The organism is Paenibacillus sp. sgz302191, assembly GCF_057749925.1.
In genome coordinates this window covers 1-18,024 of record NZ_JBYLHY010000018.1, presented here as the reverse complement: position 1 = coordinate 18,024, position 18,024 = coordinate 1, and the positions used below count along the sequence as shown (strand labels likewise).

The window sequence follows — 18,024 nt, the reverse complement described above, 5'->3', positions numbered from 1 at the left end:
TATAATCAAACATTTATGGGATATAGCCCGCTGGACATACCTTCTATAATTAAATCTAACAGATCGCTAAACAAAGTAGCAATGATCTGGAGCCGGAGAAAACAAACAAAAAAACTTTAGAGAAGAGGGTTGACGATGAAGAACAGAAAGATAAGAAAGAAAGTAACTCTTTTAAGTCTAGTTTCCCTGCTTGCCTTATTCAGCGCGGCTTGCGGAAATAAAAGTTCGGAGAGTACAAACGGAGCATCGGCGGTAGGCGATAAAGTGACGCTGACCATGATGCACCCATGGACGACGCCCAATATCGACAATGACGTGTACAAGGCAAGAATTGCCGAGTTTGAAAAAAAACATCCGAACATCGTGATCAAGACGGACGAGGTTCCTTCCGCGCAATACAAAACAAAAATCCGTACAATGGCTGCGGCAAACAATTTGGCGGACATCAACGTTGTTTGGCCAGGGGCGGATATGGATCCATTGGTAGAGGGCAAACTGCTTGAGCCGATTAACGGTCTGTTGGACAACTGGAAGTCCATTCTGCCGGAAGCGGCACTGAAAGGCTTCAATGTGAAAGGCAATCAGTATGCCGTACCGACCAAACAAACGTTTGTAGACATCGTCTATTACAACAAAGAGCTTTTGGCCAAAGTTGGCTACAATGAGTTTCCTAAAACCTACAGCGAATTTATCGATCTGGTCAAAAAGCTGAAAGACGCCGGCATTACGCCGATCTCGCTTGGCAACAAAGAGAAATGGCCGCTCCAGTCCTCCTATCTGTCGATAATCGGCGACCGCTTTACAGGCAGCGACTTTCTGCAGAAGGTTGTGAACAAGGAAGCCAAGTTTACCGATCCGGAATTCGTGAAAGCCATCAGCGTCATCGACGAACTGACCAAACTTAAAGCTTTTAATGTGGATGCCAATAATATGGACACCGTACAAGGACAGGATTATCTTATTCAAGGCAAAGCCGCTATGCACATTTCCTCTTCCACTGTTGATGCCCGAATTCGCGTGAACAACCAAGACGGCAGCAAATTCGGCATTGCCCTGTTCCCAAGCGTGGACGGCGGTAAAGGGGATCCGAAAAAAAGCGCGGGTGTCGTACAGTACGGCATCGCAATCAAGAGCGGCTTGGATGAGAAGAAGAAGGCGGCAGCCGAAGAATTCCTTAAGTATTTCGTAAGTGAAGATTTGTATAAAGCATTGATCAGCAACGGCGTCGTTGTTCCGGCGAAAGTGGAGATTCCCCAGGATGCGAACCCTTATCTGAAACAATTGCTTAAACTGACCAGCAACGGAACAGCTCCTGTATTCGACAGCATGATTCCGACCCAGGTGGTGGACGTTATTCAAAACGGCCTGCAGGCGTTGACTGTAGGACACGGTACCCCTGAACAAGTAGCAGCGGATGCGCAAAAAGCAATGGACAACATTACGAATTAATGCTCAGTTAAACAGGCTTAATCCGATGCAAAGAAAACCCGCATACCGGGTTTTCTTTGTTCAAAGTCAAAGCTGACCGAAAGGAGAACTGCTGATGCAAACCTTGAAACGAAGCAGATACGCCATCTTTATCGGCTTGTTCCCGGCGCTGGTGATTTATCTCAGCATCGCGATCGTTCCGATAGGCATCTCGCTTTACTACTCGCTCATGAACTGGAACGGTATTGGTTCCATGAAATTTATCGGACTGGACAATTACATCCAAATGCTGCAGGACGATACCTTTTGGCTGTCGGTCAAGAACAACGTTATTATTATGATCACCGGACTGATCGGGCAAATTCCGCTCGGACTGCTGTTGGCGCTGCTGATGAACCGCGGGTTGAAGGGCTCCGGCTTTTTCCGGACCATCGGATTTATGCCGGTCGTCATTTCCTCGGTCATGGTATCCCTGATTTTTGGAATGGTTTACAACACCGAATACGGACTGCTTAACAATCTGCTCGCCTTTTTCGGACTTGATAGCTGGCAGCAGAATTGGCTTGGCGATTCCAAATGGTCGATGCTATCAATCAGCGCGGCTTATATTTGGCAGAACTGCGGTTTGTACATGGTTATGTTCCTGGCAGCTCTGCAAAACATTCCCGACGAGATCAACGAAGCCGCCGAGCTGGATGGAGCTACAGGCTTTAAGAAGACCCGGTTCATTACCATTCCGATGCTCCGCAGCACCTTAATGGTCACGATCGTATACAGTATAAGCAACTCGTTCCGCGTATTCGATCTCATACAGGTTCTGACGGGCGGCGGACCGGCTCACCAGACGGAAGTCATGACGATTTATATGTACAACAGCGCCTTTGTGAATTTACGCTACGGATACGGCAGTGCGGCTTCCATTATGATTTTGCTGTTCAGTCTTATCGTCATTTCCTTCGTCAACCGGATCACCCGTGAGAAAGATTAAGAGGGAAAGGAGGAATACGTTGAATGAAGAAAAAGTCTCCGTTATTCCTAATATTCGCATACACATTTTTGATTCTGTTCGCTATTATGAATATAGTACCGATTTTTTGGATGGTTATAAACTCGTTTAAGTTGGAGCAAGAGTATGCGGCAAATCCGTTCTCGCTGCCGTCCGGCTTCGAGTTCTCCAATTATGCGGAAGCGTGGAGAATCGCCAACATGAACGTTTATTTCTTTAACAGCTTGCTTATCACCTTTGCTTCACTGATCGTGACTGTGCTGCTCGGATCGATGGCCGCTTATTTCCTGGCCCGCTTTTCCTTTAAGCTGCGCGGATTAACCTACAGCCTGTTTCTGCTTGGTATGCTGATTCCCATTCATGCCACATTGATTCCGATCTTTCTAATCATGCAAAAGCTGAGCCTAATCGATACATATCTGTCGCTCATTTTGCCATATACAGCATTTCACCTGTCTCTGACGGTATTTATTCTGGAAGGTTTCATGCGGGGGTTCCCGAAAGACCTGGAGGAGTCGGGCGTTATGGATGGGGCCGGCATCTTCCGGATCTTCTGGTCCATCATTTTACCGATTACCCGTCCGGCCATGGCTACCGTGATCATTCTGAATTTTATATACAATTGGAACGAATATTTGTTTGCACTCGTTTTGATTACATCCAACGCCCTGAAGACGCTGCCGTTGGGCTTGTCCAATTTCGTCGGTATCGAAACCGCTAGCTATACGCTGCAAATGTCTGCGCTTACCATCGCATTGATTCCGATCATTATCTTCTATCTGCTGCTGCAAAAGCAATTGGTAACAGGCATGACGGCAGGAGCAGTTAAAGGCTGATCAATCTGCGTCCTGACAGCAAAGGAGAGATGACATGAAGACAAGCTACATCCGACGTCTGAGCAGCTTAAGCTTAAAACGCAGGGCACTTGTCATCTTCCTGCTGTTCGTCATTTTGCCGACGATAGGGGTCGGCGTCGTTGTGCAGTACAAATACAATCAGGTGCTACGCGAGCAGTTTATCAGCTCTACCCGACGCAACCTGGATAATGTGACGAGCCAGCTGTCAGAACAGACAAAGATGGTTGAGGATATCGCCGACTACCTCATTTTAAGTCCCGATATGCGGAGCTACTTAAGGACCGGACCGCCGCTCGATAATGAGCTCAAAGCGGATCTCAAGAACAATATTGAAAACTTTCTGACCTTCCAGTTGATGTCCAAAGGTTATATCCGCTCTATCGAAATTACGGGGTATAACGGGAACCAGATCAAAATGGGCGAGCCGTTCACCGGCGATGAAAGCCGCTGGAAGGAAGAAGCCATCGGGCGAAAAGGCGGCATCTTCTGGAGTGAAGGCCACACCCTGGAGAGCTCCTGGAATGGTCAGGTGCGGGTGCTGTCCATGATCCGCATCTTAAATTCATACATTAAGATTACTCAGCCGCTCGGCGAACTGACGATCAGGCTGGATGAAGCCAGCATCGCTTCCCAGCTGGAGAAAGGCGTGCTGGAGGCGGAAGCGGGGGGCGTGTTTATCGTAGGACCGAAAGGTAATCTGATCTTATCTTCCAAGGCCGCGATGCCGGGCGGTTATGTTCCGGATGAAACGCTGCTGAAGAAGCTGTCTTCCGGCAAAAAAGATTTCCTCAGCTATAAGGTACAGGGGAAACGGTATTTGGTCTTGTACAACCAGATGGAAAATACGGATTGGAAAATCATCGCCATGGTCTCAGAAGCGAATATTTCCGAACAACTGCGCGGCGTCCAGGCCATCATGATGATTATACTGACCGCGATCCTTCTATTGGCTTTAGTCGCTTTATTCGGCTTTAACCTGACGATCATCCGGCCGATTCTGAGGCTGAAGAAAGAGACGGGACGGGTAGCCGGCGGCGATTTCAGCGCCAGGGTTCCCATAGATTCCCAGGATGAAATTGCCGAGCTTAATCGTAAATTTAACGAGATGGTCACGACCATTGAAGAGCTGATCGAGCACAAATACAAGCTGGAGCTTAGAGAACGGGAGTCCGAGCTCAAGCTGATGCAAAACCAGATGGACCCTCACTTTTTGTATAATACATTGGATATGATCCGATGGACGGCGCGGCTGGAAAAAGCGGACAAATCGAGCCGTATGATCGAGATGCTGTCCAAATTTTTTCGTTCCAGCGCAGGCAACCGAAATTATCAGACCACGCTTGCCAAAGAAATCGAATTTGCTCAGACCTATTTATCTTTGCAGCAGTTTCGCCTGGGCGACAAGCTGATGTACAAGCTTTATCTGGAACCCGGGATTGAAGAGACTCCCGCACTCAAAGCTTCGATTCAGCCGCTGGTCGAGAACTTCATCAAACACGGCATCGATAAGAAGAAACCCTTCAGCATTATTGAAGTGATCGGCTACAGATCGGAAGACGAAATTTGGATCGATGTAACCGATAACGGCAAAGGCATGCCGCCGGATCGGGCTTTTGAAATCAGCCATGCTTTGGCGAGCAGGCAAATGGAGCGTTCGGCGGGCCGCATCGGCGCACTTCTGAACATTCATGAGCGGGTCACCATCTTTTTTGGACAACAGTACGGTTTGGAGATCATTCATAACTCGGATGAAGGTACGGGAATCCGCTTAAGACTTCCCGGGCCGGAGCCCGAAAGCTAGGAGGGCATCTCATGGGCAAACAGGAAGCTGCAGAGCTGCGGCGGATCAAAATGCTGATCGTGGACGACGAGCCGATCATTTGCATGGGTCTGCGCTGCACGATCGATTGGGAGGAGCTCGGCGTCGAGGTCATCGGCGAGGCATATGACGGTGAAGAGGCGCTCCGTTTGATGGAGCAGGAGCAGGCCGATTTTTTGCTGTCGGACATCCGGATGGACGGTATGGACGGCTTGGAGCTTGCCGCGCAGCTCAGGCAGCGTTACCCGGATACGCAGATGGTCATTATTAGCGGATACGAGGACTTTGGTTACGCCCGCCAAGCCATGCGGCTCGGGGTCAACGATTATTTGCTGAAGCCCGTGGAAGTAGAAGAATTGACCAAAGTCGTGCAGAAATTGGTGGAAGGCATCAGAAGCAGAGGGAATGTAAGCGGAGACCAGGACGTGAAGCTGTGGCTGGCGAATATGGCCCGAAGCGGCATCGTCTACGGAAAAATGGCGCCTCCGCCTCTGCACGGCGTCCAGTTCCGGATTCTGGCCAGCCAGTTGGCATGCTTCCATGAGCTTTATGAGGATGTGCGGCCCGACCAGTACGAGCTTATCCAGGAGCAATGGATTCACACGCTCCACCGCCGGCTGGAGAATCCCGGGCTGCGCCCCTTTTCCATCTTCGACCATGAAAATTTGCTGATCACGCTGGCCGTGTCGGACCGGTTCCTGGACGAGGGGGAGTGGGATTTGCTTCTGTGGCAAGATACCTTGCCGTCGCCGGGACAACTGCAGTTCTACTGCGGTGTGTCGGAGCCGTACGGACATTTGGACGAGACCGCTCAGCGCTGTTCGGAAGCGGCGTCCAGGCTGAAATACTACGTGCTGGAGCATGAACCGGTACTGAATGCCGCCTATGAAGCGAAATGGCAGGGAGGCCGCAGGCCGGAAGTGCTGGATGTATCGGCGCGGGTGCAGCATCTGGTCGCCGCGTTGTTCAAGCAGGGCGAACAGGAACTGAAAGCGGAAGTGTCCGATATGTTTCATTTTTTTAAAAAGGAAGCTTACCTGCTGCAGGAGGTTGTCGCCGTCTGCGAGGAGTTGTTCGCGCTGCTTCGCCAGCGTCTCAGAAAAAGCGGCATGACCGGACTTGAAGGCAGCCGTCCTTCACTGGATTTGAATCTCTACAATTCGTATCATGCGCTTGAGGAAGCGGCGAACCGGGATATGTCGGAACTGCTCGCGCTGATCGAGAAAAACGGCATCGACCGTTCCTACTGGATTATCGAAAAAGCCAAAAGCTATATGAACGATCAGTATCGAAGCGATCTCAAGGCTTCGGAGGTTGCAGCTTGGCTCAAGATCACGCCGAGCTATTTCAGTTATATTTTCAAACAGAGTACCGGTAAAGGGTTCACGGAATATATGAACGAGCTGCGCATTGAGCAGGCGAAAGCGCTGCTGGCGACGACTCACGACAAAGTGTTTGAAATTGCCGATCAGGTCGGCTACAAGGAATACAAATATTTCGTTTCGGTATTTAAATCGTTTACAGGCTTGACGCCCAAAGAATATAGAGGACTTCGCGCAAGTAAAACCGAGAAGGGGTGAAGCGGACGGTGGAGACATACAAACAGGCCGGACTGCCGTTGGAGGAACGGGTTCAGGATCTATTGTCCCGCATGACATTGAAGGAAAAAGTCGGACAGTTGAATCAGCGCATGTACGGCTGGGACGCTTACAAGATGGAAAACGGGGAGTTCCGAATTACGGATGCATTTAAAGAAGAAGTGGAAGCGTATGGCGGAATGGGCGCTTTATACGGTTTGTTTCGCAGCGACCCCTGGTCCGGGGTCGACTATTCCAACGGCATTACCGCGGAACAAAGCGCGGTTGCGGCAAACCAAATTCAACGTTATGTGATCGAGCATTCGCGGCTCGGCATTCCCGTACTGCTGACGGAAGAGTGCCCGCACGGGCATCAGGCGCTGGACGGTACGATGCTGCCGGTCAATCTGGGTGCGGGCTCGACCTGGAATCCGGAGCTGCTCGAGGAGGCTTACGGCCACGTGGCGGCCGAAATCCGCAGCCGTGGCGCACATATCGGGCTGGTGTCCGCCCTGGATATTCTTCACGACCCCCGCTGGGGTCGCTCCGAGGAATGCTACAGCGAGGACCCTTATTTGGCCGCCGCCTTCACGGCGGCCGCGGTGCGCGGCATGCAGGGGACAGGCGCAGAGAAATTGGCCGGCCCGGATCGCATTGCTGTGGTACTGAAGCATCTCTGCGCGCAGGGCGCAGGTCAGGGGGGGAGAAACGCTGGACCCGCGGATATCGGCGAACGCGAGCTGCGCGAAATCCATCTCCCGGCAGCCCGAGCGGGTGCCGCGGCCGGCGCGGCCGGTTTTATGGCCGCCTACAACGAAATCGACAGCGTGCCGTGCCATGCCAATGACAAGCTGTTGACCGGCATTTTGCGGGAGGAGTGGGGATTTGACGGCATCGTCATGGCGGACGGTCAGGCGGTTGACCGCCTGTTGGCTTTGACCGGAAGCCATGAAGGCGCAGGGGCGATTGCCTTGACCTCCGGCGTGGACTTAAGCCTGTGGGACAAGGCCTTTACGACGCTAGAGGAGGCGGCTGCCCAAGGGCTTGTGTCCGAGCCGGACATTGACCGCGCCGTGGTCCGGGTACTGACGCTCAAGTTCAGGCTTGGCTTGTTCGACCGGCCGTATGCCGATGAGCAGCGCCCGCTGGCTGTTGTCGGCAGCGACCGCATGAGTCGGCTGAATTTGCAGGTCGCGCGGGAATCGGTCGTCCTGCTGAAGAACGAGGACGAGATTCTGCCGCTGAAGGCGGACAAACAGCGGAGAATCGCCGTGATTGGCCCCAATGCGGACCGGCTGTACAATCAGCTTGGCGATTATACCAGCGTGCAGCGCAAGGGGCGGGGAACCACTGTTCTAGAAGGCATCCGCCAAGCGGCGCCATCCGGGGTTGAGGTCGTGCACGCGCTCGGCTGCGGCATCCGCGATACGTCGGGCACCGGCCTGGCTGCGGCCGTAGAGCTCGCCGCCGGAGCGGACGCTGCCGTGCTGGTGCTGGGCGGAAGCAGCGCCCGCCAGTTCGGCGGCGATTTTGACGGCAACGGGGAAGCCGTCATTTCCGAAGGCAGTCCGTCCGAAATGGACTGCGGCGAAGGCGTGGATCTGGCCGACCTGCGGCCGGGCGGCATGCAACAGCGGCTTGCGGAAGCGGTGGCCGCTACCGGTACGCCGGTCATTGCGGTGATGATTCAGGGCCGCCCGCTGGAGCTGACGGATTTGGAGCCGCTGGCGGACGCTCTTCTATGCGCCTGGTACCCCGGCATGGAAGGCGGTCTTGCCATTGGGGAGATTCTGTTCGGCCAGGTGAATCCGAGCGGCAGGCTGCCGGTTTCGCTGCCTCGCTCCGCGGCGCAGCTGCCGGTATATTACAACCAGAAGGCGGCGCACCGTCTCCGCAACTATATCGATATGCCTTCGGCTCCGCTGTATCCGTTCGGATACGGTTTGAGCTATACCCGTTTTGCGTACAGCGAATTGACGCTTTCGCAAAGGGCCGTTTCTTCGGCGGAGCTTGCCGCAGGATACACGGTCCAAATCAGCGTCAAGGTAAAAAACACCGGTGCCGTCCGCGGGGCGGAAACCGTGCAGCTATATATCCGCGCCCTTGAATCGGGAATTACCCGTCGGATTGCCGAATTAAAAGGCTTCCGCAAAGTAAACCTGCATCCGGGCGAAGAACGAATCGTTACTTTGGAATTGGGGCATGAAGAGCTGGCTGTCTGGAACCGGAACATGGAGTTCGCCGTCGAGCCTTGCCGGATCGAGGTTAAGGTCGGCGGCAGCGCGACCGATACGCTTTCCGCCGAATTGAGCGTCGTACGATCATTTACAATTTAGCGGATAGAATCGCAATTCTATTGGATATTTTCTCGCAGTTTCCTGAATTACTATAGAAGTAAGCAACAAATAAGATGATAACAAGCAAACCTACCTCTAAACGCGGTCGTTCATCTTTGAAAGACCTCGAAAGAGGTTTATCTCATTGAGGCAGGAGGTAAGCCGATGGATCGAAGCTTATTACTGCGGCGTGTCCGCCTGGTGAGCGGAGAAGAAGTGGATGTGGCGATTAACGCCGGAATCATTACGGATATTGTTCCCGGAGGCGCGGCTTCTTGCGGCGCGGATTCGGAAAGCGAGATTTGGGAGCAACCCGGTACATATGTCTCCAGCGGCTGGATTGATCTGCATGTACACGCCTTTCCGGAGTTTGATCCCTATGGCGACGAAATCGATGAAATCGGGGTTAAGCAGGGGGTCACAACGATTGTCGATGCCGGAAGCTGCGGCGCCGATCGGATCGGTGATCTGGCCGCCGGCGGGCGGAAAGCGGATACCCGGCTGCTGGCTTTTCTGAACATTTCGCGTATCGGACTGCTGCGGGTCGACGAGTTAAGCCGGTTGGAGTGGATCGATCGGGACAAGCTGCTTCAGGCTGTATCGGAGCATCCCGATCTCATCGTCGGTCTGAAGGCAAGAATCAGCCGAAGCGTCGTTGGGGAAAGCGGCATTCAACCGCTGCTGATTGCCCGCGAGCTGTCTGAGCGGACAGGGCTGCCGCTGATGGTCCATATCGGATCGGCGCCGCCGAATATCCGCGAAGTAATGCCGCTGCTGCGCGGCGGGGATGTGGTGACGCACTACTTGAACGGAAAAAGCAACAATCTGTTTGACGAAGTCGGCAAACCGCTGGAAGTGCTTCGGGAAGCCGTCCGCCGCGGCGTTCATCTGGACGTCGGGCACGGGACGGCGAGTTTTTCGTTCCGGGTAGCGGAAGCCGCCAAGCGGCATGGCATAGACCCGAACACGATCAGCACGGACATTTATCGCGGCAATCGGCTGAATGGCCCCGTATACAGCATGTCCAACCTGCTCAGCAAATTCCTCTACCTCGGTTACACGCTCGAGCAAACCATCGGTTGGGTGACGGTACGGGCTGCCGAGTGGCTGAAACGGCCGGAGCTCGGGCGAATCCAAGTCGGCGACCGGGCCAACCTGACCTTGTTCGGGCTGGAGGAACGGCCGATCGCGTTGATCGATTCGGAAGGAGAAACGAGAACGGCGGTGCGGCGAATTGAAGCGAAAGGGGCAATCATAGGTGACAAACTCATTAAATGCTAGATACGGGCTGAAACGGGTTATCAACGCAAGCGGGCGGATGAGCATTCTCGGCGTTTCGGCACCGACGGACACCGTTATGGAAGCGATGAGACAAGGCGGACAAAGCTATGTGGAGATAGCGGATTTGGTAGATAAAGCGGGCGATTACGTAGCCCGATATGTCGGTTCCGAAGCCGCGGTTGTCGTTAATTCCGCTTCCAGTGGCATTGTGTTGTCCGTTGCGGCGATCGTCACGAAGGGCGACCGTCGGACAAGCGTGCGTCTGCATCAGGAACCCATTGAACAGAATGAAATCATCATGCTGAAGGGTCATAACGTGCAATACGGCGCTCCGGTTGAAACGATGGTTTACCTCGGCGGCGGCAAGGTTGTTGAGGTCGGGTACGCGAATGAAGGACGGGCCGAGCACATAGCCGATGCCGTTTCGGATAAGACGGCGGCGATCCTTTATGTGAAATCCCACCATGCCGTGCAAAAAAATATGATTTCCGTGGAAGAGGCATGGGAAATCGCTCAACGTAAAGGGATTCCGCTCATCGTGGATGCGGCGGCAGAAGAAGACCTGCAAAAATATGTAAAAGTATCGGATTTGGCGATTTACAGCGGCTCCAAAGCGATCGAGGGCCCGACCTCCGGCATCGTAGCCGGGAAGCGGTCTTATATCGAATGGTTGAAAGTTCAGCTGCACGGCATCGGCCGCAGCATGAAGGTGGGCAAAGAAACCACTTTCGGCCTGCTCCAGGCGTTGGATGAATATGCCGTGAAAAAAGATAACAGCGAGCAGGAGAAAGCTTCCTTGCAGGCTTTGATGCCGCTCAGCCGGATTCCCGGTCTGGAAGTGACTATCGTTCAGGATGAAGCGGGCCGGGCGATTTATAGAGGCCGCGTCAAGGTGGACGAAGCGGTGGCGGGGATCAGCGCCAAACGGTTGAACGAGGAGCTTCAAAACGGCGACATCGCCATTTATACCCGGGATTACGGCATAAGACAGGGCTACTTTGACATCGATCCCCGTCCATTGGCGGGCGACGACATCATGATCATCGAATCCAGAATCCGGGAGTTAACGGGAGGTTCTAACCATGCCTGAGATAGCAAAAAGATTTTACAAACATCGGGTGGCTTTAAATGTTCTGGCCAAAAACATCTCCAACGCCAAGGAGGTGTTTGAAGCTGCGGAAGGGCATGTGCTGGTCGGTGTTTTATCCAAAGATTACGGCACGGTGCCGGAAGCCGTGGAAGCGATGAAAGCTTACGGCTTGGAAATTGACGATGCGGTTTCCATCGGTCTGGGCGCCGGCGATAACCGGCAGGCCGCTGTCGTTGCGGAAATCGCCAAGCATTATCCGGGCAGTCATATCAATCAAGTGTTTCCGGCGGTAGGAGCTACCCGCGCCAACCTGGGCGGTAGAGACAGCTGGATTAACAGCCTTGTTTCGCCGACAGGCAGGCCTGGTTATGTCAACATCTCTACGGGTCCGGTCAGCGCGGCACAGAAGGAACTTGCAGTGGTGCCTGTCGAGGCGGCCATTGCATTGGTTAGAGATATGGGCGGCAACGCTCTGAAATATTTCCCGACGCAAGGATTACAACGGGAAGAAGAGCTGCGTGCCGTTGCAAAAGCTTGTGCAGAGGCCGGTTTTGCGTTGGAACCGACGGGCGGCATCGATTTGGACAACTTTGAAGCGATTTTGCGCATTACGCTGGAGGCCGGAGTGCCTCGGGTGATTCCGCACGTTTATTCTTCTATCATCGACGCTTCTACTGGTCTGACGATCATCCGGGATGTGCAGAAGCTGCATGGAATGATGATGAATCTGGCCGACCATTATGCCTAAACGTATAGCGGCATTTGGAGAGGTTATGATGCGCCTTACGGTGCCGGGCTATGATCTTTTAACGCAGAGCAGTACGCTCAGTTACTCCTTTTCGGGAACCGGGGTCAATGTCGCGGCGGCCTTGTCCCGATACGGTCACGATGGGCGCCTGGTGTCCAGGCTGCCGGACAACCCGCTGGGGGATGCGGCCGAAGCTTATTTGCGGAAGCTCGGATTAAACACTAACCGTGTGCTTAGAGGCGGGGCGTATATCGGCATGTATTTCTTGGAGAACGGCTTCGGACTCAGACCTGGCCGTGTCACTTACTCCAATCGCCAGGAAAGCAGCTTCAATACGGCTCCGGCAGGAACCTACGACTTTAAGGGAATCGCAGGCGAACTGGATGCCGCACATTTCTGCGGTATTACACTGGCGATGAACGATAACGTCAGGGAGGCGATGAAGGCTTTTGCCCGGGCGGTAAAAGAGCGCGGCGGCAAGGTGGTTTTCGACTGCAATTACCGGCCGGGCTTGTGGGGAGACGGGGGTTACGCCAAAGCCAGGCCGCATTATGAAGACATGCTGCGTCTCGCGGATATCGTCTTCATGAACGAAAAAGACGCGATCCATGTGCTTGGGCTGCATACAAGCCGCACGTCGAGGGAAGAGCAACTGGCGGAGCTGATTCCGGCTGTCGCCGAACGTTACGGTCTGCAGGCGGCCGCCGGAACGCACCGGTCCATCCAAAGCGATAACCGTCATAGCTTGAAGGGCTATCTTTTTAAAGAAGGGGCTGTTGTCCATTCCGATCTTCTGACGTTCCCGGTGTATGACCGGATCGGGGCCGGAGACGCTTTTGCGAGTGGGATCATTCACGGAGAGCTAGAAGGGTTCGAACCCCAGCGAACCGTTGCTTTTGCGGCGGCCGCTGGGATGCTGGCGCACACTGTAGCTGGGGATACGCCGATGGCTTCCGAACAGGATGTTGTTCGCGCTATGGATCACGCCGTTAGAGATGTGGAGCGTTAACGTCATTAAAGGAACAGCATCAATAGCTTTCATTCATGGCTCGGGCCGCTGAAACGCCATATTCGGGATATTATAATAACATTTCAACATGACCAAGATGCATTGGATCAAGGAGGCACAATCAATGAAAATTACAAGACATCCTGAAAACCCCATCGTAGTACCCGGTGGATATGAATGGAGATTGGCTACCGTATTTAATCCAGCCGTTGTCAAAGATAACGGCAAATATTACATGATCGAACGGACCGCCGGTTCGCTTACCCCGTGCAAAAACTTCCTGGGCCTGCTGGAAAGCGAAGACGGCGTACATTTTACGCATGTCACAGACGAGCCAGTCGTAACCCCGGATATGTTAGGATTTCCATACGGCAGTGTTCAAGACCCGCGGATGGTCAAAATTGATGATACCTTCTACATGACGATTGCGGTGCGGCCTTGTGCGATGAACTACTATCCGACGGGCACCGGAATTCCGGAGCGTTCGATTCCGACCTATCCAGACGGCTGGGGAGAAGAAGAAGGGCACTGGCTGACACGCTCGATCCTGATGTCCTCCCGGAACCTGACCGACTGGGAATATGTGACGACTACAACGCCGCTTGAAATCAACGACCGTAACAACGTGCTTTTCCCTGAGAAGGTAAACGGCAAATACGTCCTGCTCCGCAGACCTGAAGAATATATTGGCGAAGCGTTCGGCACTGACCAAGCGGCTATCTGGATCACGTACTCCGACGATCTGGTGAAATGGGAAGAGCCTGTTCTGCTGGCCAAAGCGGAGAACGATTGGGAAGGCAAAAAAATCGGCAGTTCCACGCCGCCAATCCGTACCGAACATGGGTGGCTGCTGCTGTATCACGGCGTAGACCAGAACACTATCTACCGCGTAGGCGCGATGCTGCTTGACCTGGACAATCCGAATAAAGTGCTGGCCAGAACGTCCAACTTCATTATGGAGCCGGAAACCTATTATGAGAAGTTCGGCTACCAGATTCCGAATGTGATTTTCCCAACAGGCTGCGTATTGGATGAAGGGATTTTGCACATCTATTACGGTGTAACGGATACGGCCATCGCTTTGGCTACCGTCCCGCTTGAAGACATGCTTAATCATCTAATGGCCCAAAAGGTCTAACGGGAACGGGCTAACAGCTGCATGAATGAAATCGTTTATTTGAATCAGATAACTTCAACAGACAAACCCGTTAGGTTATCCGCGCAAATAATGGGATAGCTTGTAGCATCCATTTTATTTGAACTTATAGAGAGCCGCTTATCGAAATAAGGATAAGCGGCTCATTGCCGTTGCGATCTTTACCGGGAGCAGCCATTCGAAGTTGTCCAATATTCCTTTTCAGCACGTGGAATTCGATGGTCATCGAACCGACTAATGACAAGAACTTTGTTACAGTACATATCACTCTTAATTGAATCAATACTTATTAATACCCACACAACCTTAGCATAATTGCAATATTATACCTTTAAGATGCACTTGATGAAATGCAGGAATAAGCAGCATTGTTCTTTCATTTGGTTATTTGTGTTGTATGTCTGATAAATTAAGGAGTTGGTAATATTGCTATGATCTATGCAGCTCTTGGAGATTCTATCACATTTGGGGAAAACGCCTCCTCTTTTGCAAATGCGTATCCCCAATTGACCGTATCTACATTAAATTCAAGCTCCCATAAAGCTACTTGTTGTGTTATGGCTCGGCCTGGTTGGACCAGCGATGATCTGTTAGATTCAGTGATATGGCGGGGGGCTTCAGTTATTCGGCAGGCTGCTGTTGTTTCGATATGGATCGGAGGCGTGGATTTAGCAAACGCAGCATTGAGTTCACTTCGAAATCAGCAGCCATTAGCCGCAAAACAAATTGCAGCAAACTATATACGCAACATAGGTGCCATTGTATCCCAAATAAAAAAAGGATGCCATGCCCGCATCATCTGCTGCACGCAGTACAACCCATTCCCTAACAGTCCTCTTGCTGTTGAGTCAGTAGACAAACTTAATCGTATAACGAAAGAGCTCGCCCAAAGTTACGATGTAAGTATTGCTCCCGCTCATGCATGGTTCGAAGGAAAACAAGCGAATCTTATCTATGGATATCGAAATGGAAAAATTGAGGATGCCTTGAGCGGATCACTGCCCATCCATCCAAATGATAAGGGGCATCAAGTTATTGCAATGGGAATGGCACCATATCTTATCCCTCGTAAGTAGCATAGAGGCGCGGGAAGTATTGAAGATCGATTGAAATGCAGGGTGGAGTGCGACCCAAGCAACCCGAGAGCCAACCCCTGCAATAGCAGGAACGTCTCAGAGCTTTACGGTGACTGGACTCAGCGCAAGTACGACGTATTATTTTGCGATCGAGAGGTGATTTTGAACTAGAGAAAATATTAAAACAATTTCAAGTGTCAGATAAATCAATGAGTGCAGCATTTACTTGTAAATATGGATTTCAGTTTGAAGATTTAAGAAATCGATTGTTTAATTGGCGAAAGGAATTAAAAATAAAATACACATTAACCAGAAGATGGCTAACTAAGAAATATAATTCTGAGAAGATCGGTAGTTTATTTTCACCAGAAACATGCAATTGTACAAAAGAATCCTATTAAAACAATTGTTGAATTATTAGAAGACGCAAATTCTAATATTAAATACGAATGTATGTGAACAACAAGATGCCAATCGAGGGTAAAACATGGCTCATCCAATTAGAAAGTAAGGTTGCCGATGTGCCATTGAACCTATGCTCGCACTTGCTCTACTTTGTTTGAAAAACTTAGTTTGTTTAATTGACAAACTAAGTTACAAGTGCTATCATCACACCATGATAACCAAAACTTATACTCACATTTTAATGGAGGAGCAAAGCCATCATGGATCAAAATATTAAACAAGCGATAGTCAGGGGAGAAACCTCGCTTGGCATCGAATTTGGATCCACACGAATCAAGGCTATACTGATTGATTACAATTTTGAAACAATCGGTTCCAGCAGTTATGAGTGGGAAAATCAATTGATCGACGGTTATTGGACCTACCATCTCAATGAAATGATTAACGGGTTGCAAGAAACCTATCGCCAATTAAAGCAAGAGGTTGAAAATAATTATGGCGTAACACTGCAAAAGATCGGTTCAATTGGATGTTCTGCTATGATGCAGGGCTATATTGCACTTGATCAAGCAGGGGAGCTATTGGTTCCGTTCCGTACATGGCGCAATGCCACAACGGGTACAGCTGCATCGGAGCTAACCGAGAAATTCCAATTTAAAATTCCTCAACGCTGGAGCATTGCACATTTGTATCAAGCGATTTTAAACGATGAAGAGCATGTCACTAAAATAGATTATATTACAACTTTGTCGGGTTACATTCATTGGCTGTTGACCGGCAGCAAGGCTCTTGGTTTGGGGGATGCCTCTGGCATGTTCCCAATCGATGAATCTGCATTGCAATATAATGAAGAGATGGTGAAGCAGTTTGCCAAATTAATTGCCGATAAAGATTACCCGTGGAATCTTAAAGATATTTTACCTAAAGTTTATACTGCTGGTGAACATGCTGGATATCTCAATGAAGCTGGTGCCCGACTATTAGATCCATCAGGCAGCCTGCAAGCAGGTATTCCGCTATGTCCTCCAGAAGGAGATGCCGGAACAGGCATGGTCGCTACGAATAGTGTCAAAAAGCGTACCGGCAGCATTTCCGTAGGTACATCGATTTTTGCCATGATCGTACTGGATAAAGATATATCCGTGTACCCTGAGATTGACATCGTGACTACACCTGATGGCAGCCCTGTCGGCATGGTTCTTGCTAACAACTGCTCCAGCGATATTAATGCATGGCTCGGCTTGTTCCGTGAATTTTATGAAGCAATGGGACTGAAACCCGATATGAATCAGTTATTCAGCGTCCTGTTCAACAAAGCGCTGGAAGCAGACGCTGATGGCGGCGGCTTGCTAAGCTACGGCTACTATTCAGGTGAGAACATTACCGGGCTTGCAAAAGGTCGTCCGCTGTTCGTTCGTTCTCCAGAAAGCCGCTTCAATCTGGCTAACTTTATGAGAGTACATCTGTTTACCGCGTTTGCTGCACTAAGGCTCGGGATGGATATTTTGACACAGAAGGAGCATGTGACAATTGACCGTATTTTGGCGCATGGCGGATTGTTCAAAACGCCGCTAGTTGGTCAAAAAATGTGTGCCGCAGCACTGAATGTTCCTGTTTCGATCATGTCTACGGCTGGTGAGGGCGGCGCATGGGGGATGGCAATTTTGGCATCCTATATGGTTAATAAGGAGCAGCACGAGGGCTTGGCTGATTACCTTACCACTAAAGTGTTCAATGATGCAGAAGGACAAGAGGTTTATCCTGACAGCGCAGATGTGAATGGCTTTGCCTTGTTTATGGAGCGTTACACGGAAGGGCTGGCTATTGAGCAGGCAGCGGTAGATCATTTTGTAGAAAATTGGAAGAAATGACACCTAAACAAAAGATAATAAATTTATCAGGTTATAACGAACCGTTCCTTATAAAAGAGGAACGGTTTTCAATACTTAGTTTTTTTTAGAAGGACACATCATTGTTCCAAAACGGACTAAATTTGTGTCGTGATATTTATGTATAAAACAGACCATAATTTGTGTCGCGAAACGGACTAAATTTGTGGACAGTACACAAGAAAAGAAAAAGCGTTTTTTGAGGTCGCAAAGACATATGCACAAAACCCGTAATTTAAGATCAAAACCCGAAATCGCAGACCACGCGTAGCGTCGGACCATGTTCCTTGTATTTACTACCCCCGTGTTACAATACGGGGGTAGTCGGCGCGGTTTCGCGCCAACAG

13 protein-coding genes are annotated in these 18,024 nt (G+C 51.1%); all 13 read left to right on the top strand.

Features of this window, described 5'->3' with window-relative positions:
• Positions 1-135 precede the first annotated feature (135 nt).
• The 13 genes from AC3G2T_RS23505 (at position 136) to AC3G2T_RS23445 (ending at position 17,659) form a co-directional block, all read left to right on the top strand.
• Positions 136-1,449 (top strand): extracellular solute-binding protein, encoded by a 1,314-nt coding sequence (locus AC3G2T_RS23505; protein WP_474681000.1) that lies wholly within the window; start codon positions 136-138, stop codon positions 1,447-1,449.
• A 94-nt stretch (positions 1,450-1,543) separates the two neighbouring features.
• Positions 1,544-2,416, top strand: a complete 873-nt coding sequence (locus tag AC3G2T_RS23500; RefSeq protein WP_474681001.1) for a carbohydrate ABC transporter permease — start codon at positions 1,544-1,546, stop codon at positions 2,414-2,416.
• A gap of 23 nt (positions 2,417-2,439) precedes the next feature.
• A complete protein-coding gene (locus tag AC3G2T_RS23495) occupies positions 2,440-3,270 on the top strand; it encodes a carbohydrate ABC transporter permease (protein ID WP_474681002.1) in 831 nt (276 codons plus the stop codon).
• Positions 3,271-3,304: 34 nt separating this feature from the next.
• Entirely contained in the window at positions 3,305-5,092 is a 1,788-nt protein-coding gene (locus tag AC3G2T_RS23490) for a sensor histidine kinase (RefSeq protein ID WP_474681003.1), read from the top strand.
• Between the two features lie 11 nt (positions 5,093-5,103).
• The gene (locus tag AC3G2T_RS23485; RefSeq protein WP_488437094.1) at positions 5,104-6,690 is read left to right on the top strand and encodes a response regulator transcription factor; all 1,587 of its coding nucleotides are present in this window, start codon (positions 5,104-5,106) and stop codon (positions 6,688-6,690) included.
• Between the two features lie 8 nt (positions 6,691-6,698).
• The gene (locus AC3G2T_RS23480) at positions 6,699-9,023 is read left to right on the top strand and encodes a glycoside hydrolase family 3 N-terminal domain-containing protein (RefSeq protein ID WP_488437093.1); all 2,325 of its coding nucleotides are present in this window, start codon (positions 6,699-6,701) and stop codon (positions 9,021-9,023) included.
• 165 nt (positions 9,024-9,188) lie between these two features.
• Entirely contained in the window at positions 9,189-10,304 is a 1,116-nt protein-coding gene (locus AC3G2T_RS23475; protein ID WP_474681005.1) for an amidohydrolase/deacetylase family metallohydrolase, read from the top strand.
• The gene (locus AC3G2T_RS23470) at positions 10,282-11,394 is read left to right on the top strand and encodes a DgaE family pyridoxal phosphate-dependent ammonia lyase (protein WP_488437092.1); all 1,113 of its coding nucleotides are present in this window, start codon (positions 10,282-10,284) and stop codon (positions 11,392-11,394) included. Before AC3G2T_RS23475 ends, AC3G2T_RS23470 begins: the two co-directional genes overlap by 23 nt.
• Entirely contained in the window at positions 11,387-12,142 is a 756-nt protein-coding gene (gene dagF / locus AC3G2T_RS23465; protein WP_474681007.1) for a 2-dehydro-3-deoxy-phosphogluconate aldolase, read from the top strand. Before AC3G2T_RS23470 ends, dagF begins: the two co-directional genes overlap by 8 nt.
• Positions 12,135-13,151: a sugar kinase gene (locus AC3G2T_RS23460; protein WP_474681008.1), complete on the top strand. Its 1,017-nt coding sequence runs from the start codon at positions 12,135-12,137 to the stop codon at positions 13,149-13,151. Before dagF ends, AC3G2T_RS23460 begins: the two co-directional genes overlap by 8 nt.
• 124 nt (positions 13,152-13,275) lie before the next feature.
• Positions 13,276-14,289 (top strand): glycoside hydrolase family 130 protein, encoded by a 1,014-nt coding sequence (locus AC3G2T_RS23455; RefSeq protein ID WP_474681009.1) that lies wholly within the window; start codon positions 13,276-13,278, stop codon positions 14,287-14,289.
• 449 nt (positions 14,290-14,738) lie between these two features.
• Positions 14,739-15,383, top strand: a complete 645-nt coding sequence (locus AC3G2T_RS23450) for an SGNH/GDSL hydrolase family protein (RefSeq protein WP_474681010.1) — start codon at positions 14,739-14,741, stop codon at positions 15,381-15,383.
• A gap of 665 nt (positions 15,384-16,048) precedes the next feature.
• Positions 16,049-17,659, top strand: coding sequence for a xylulokinase (locus AC3G2T_RS23445; RefSeq protein WP_474681011.1), 1,611 nt, complete (start codon positions 16,049-16,051; stop codon positions 17,657-17,659).
• Positions 17,660-18,024 lie beyond the last annotated feature (365 nt).

Bases quoted from the DNA above. Each gene is read 5' to 3' on its own strand.
- AC3G2T_RS23505 (WP_474681000.1), top strand. From the start codon at position 136: ATGAAGAACAGAAAGATAAGAAAGAAAGTAACTCTTTTAAGTCTAGTT.
- AC3G2T_RS23500 (WP_474681001.1), top strand. From the start codon at position 1,544: ATGCAAACCTTGAAACGAAGCAGATACGCCATCTTTATCGGCTTGTTC.
- AC3G2T_RS23495 (WP_474681002.1), top strand. From the start codon at position 2,440: ATGAAGAAAAAGTCTCCGTTATTCCTAATATTCGCATACACATTTTTG.
- AC3G2T_RS23490 (WP_474681003.1), top strand. From the start codon at position 3,305: ATGAAGACAAGCTACATCCGACGTCTGAGCAGCTTAAGCTTAAAACGC.
- AC3G2T_RS23485 (WP_488437094.1), top strand. From the start codon at position 5,104: ATGGGCAAACAGGAAGCTGCAGAGCTGCGGCGGATCAAAATGCTGATC.
- AC3G2T_RS23475 (WP_474681005.1), top strand. From the start codon at position 9,189: ATGGATCGAAGCTTATTACTGCGGCGTGTCCGCCTGGTGAGCGGAGAA.
- dagF (WP_474681007.1), top strand. From the start codon at position 11,387: ATGCCTGAGATAGCAAAAAGATTTTACAAACATCGGGTGGCTTTAAAT.
- AC3G2T_RS23460 (WP_474681008.1), top strand. From the start codon at position 12,135: ATGCCTAAACGTATAGCGGCATTTGGAGAGGTTATGATGCGCCTTACG.
- AC3G2T_RS23455 (WP_474681009.1), top strand. From the start codon at position 13,276: ATGAAAATTACAAGACATCCTGAAAACCCCATCGTAGTACCCGGTGGA.
- AC3G2T_RS23450 (WP_474681010.1), top strand. From the start codon at position 14,739: ATGATCTATGCAGCTCTTGGAGATTCTATCACATTTGGGGAAAACGCC.
- AC3G2T_RS23445 (WP_474681011.1), top strand. From the start codon at position 16,049: ATGGATCAAAATATTAAACAAGCGATAGTCAGGGGAGAAACCTCGCTT.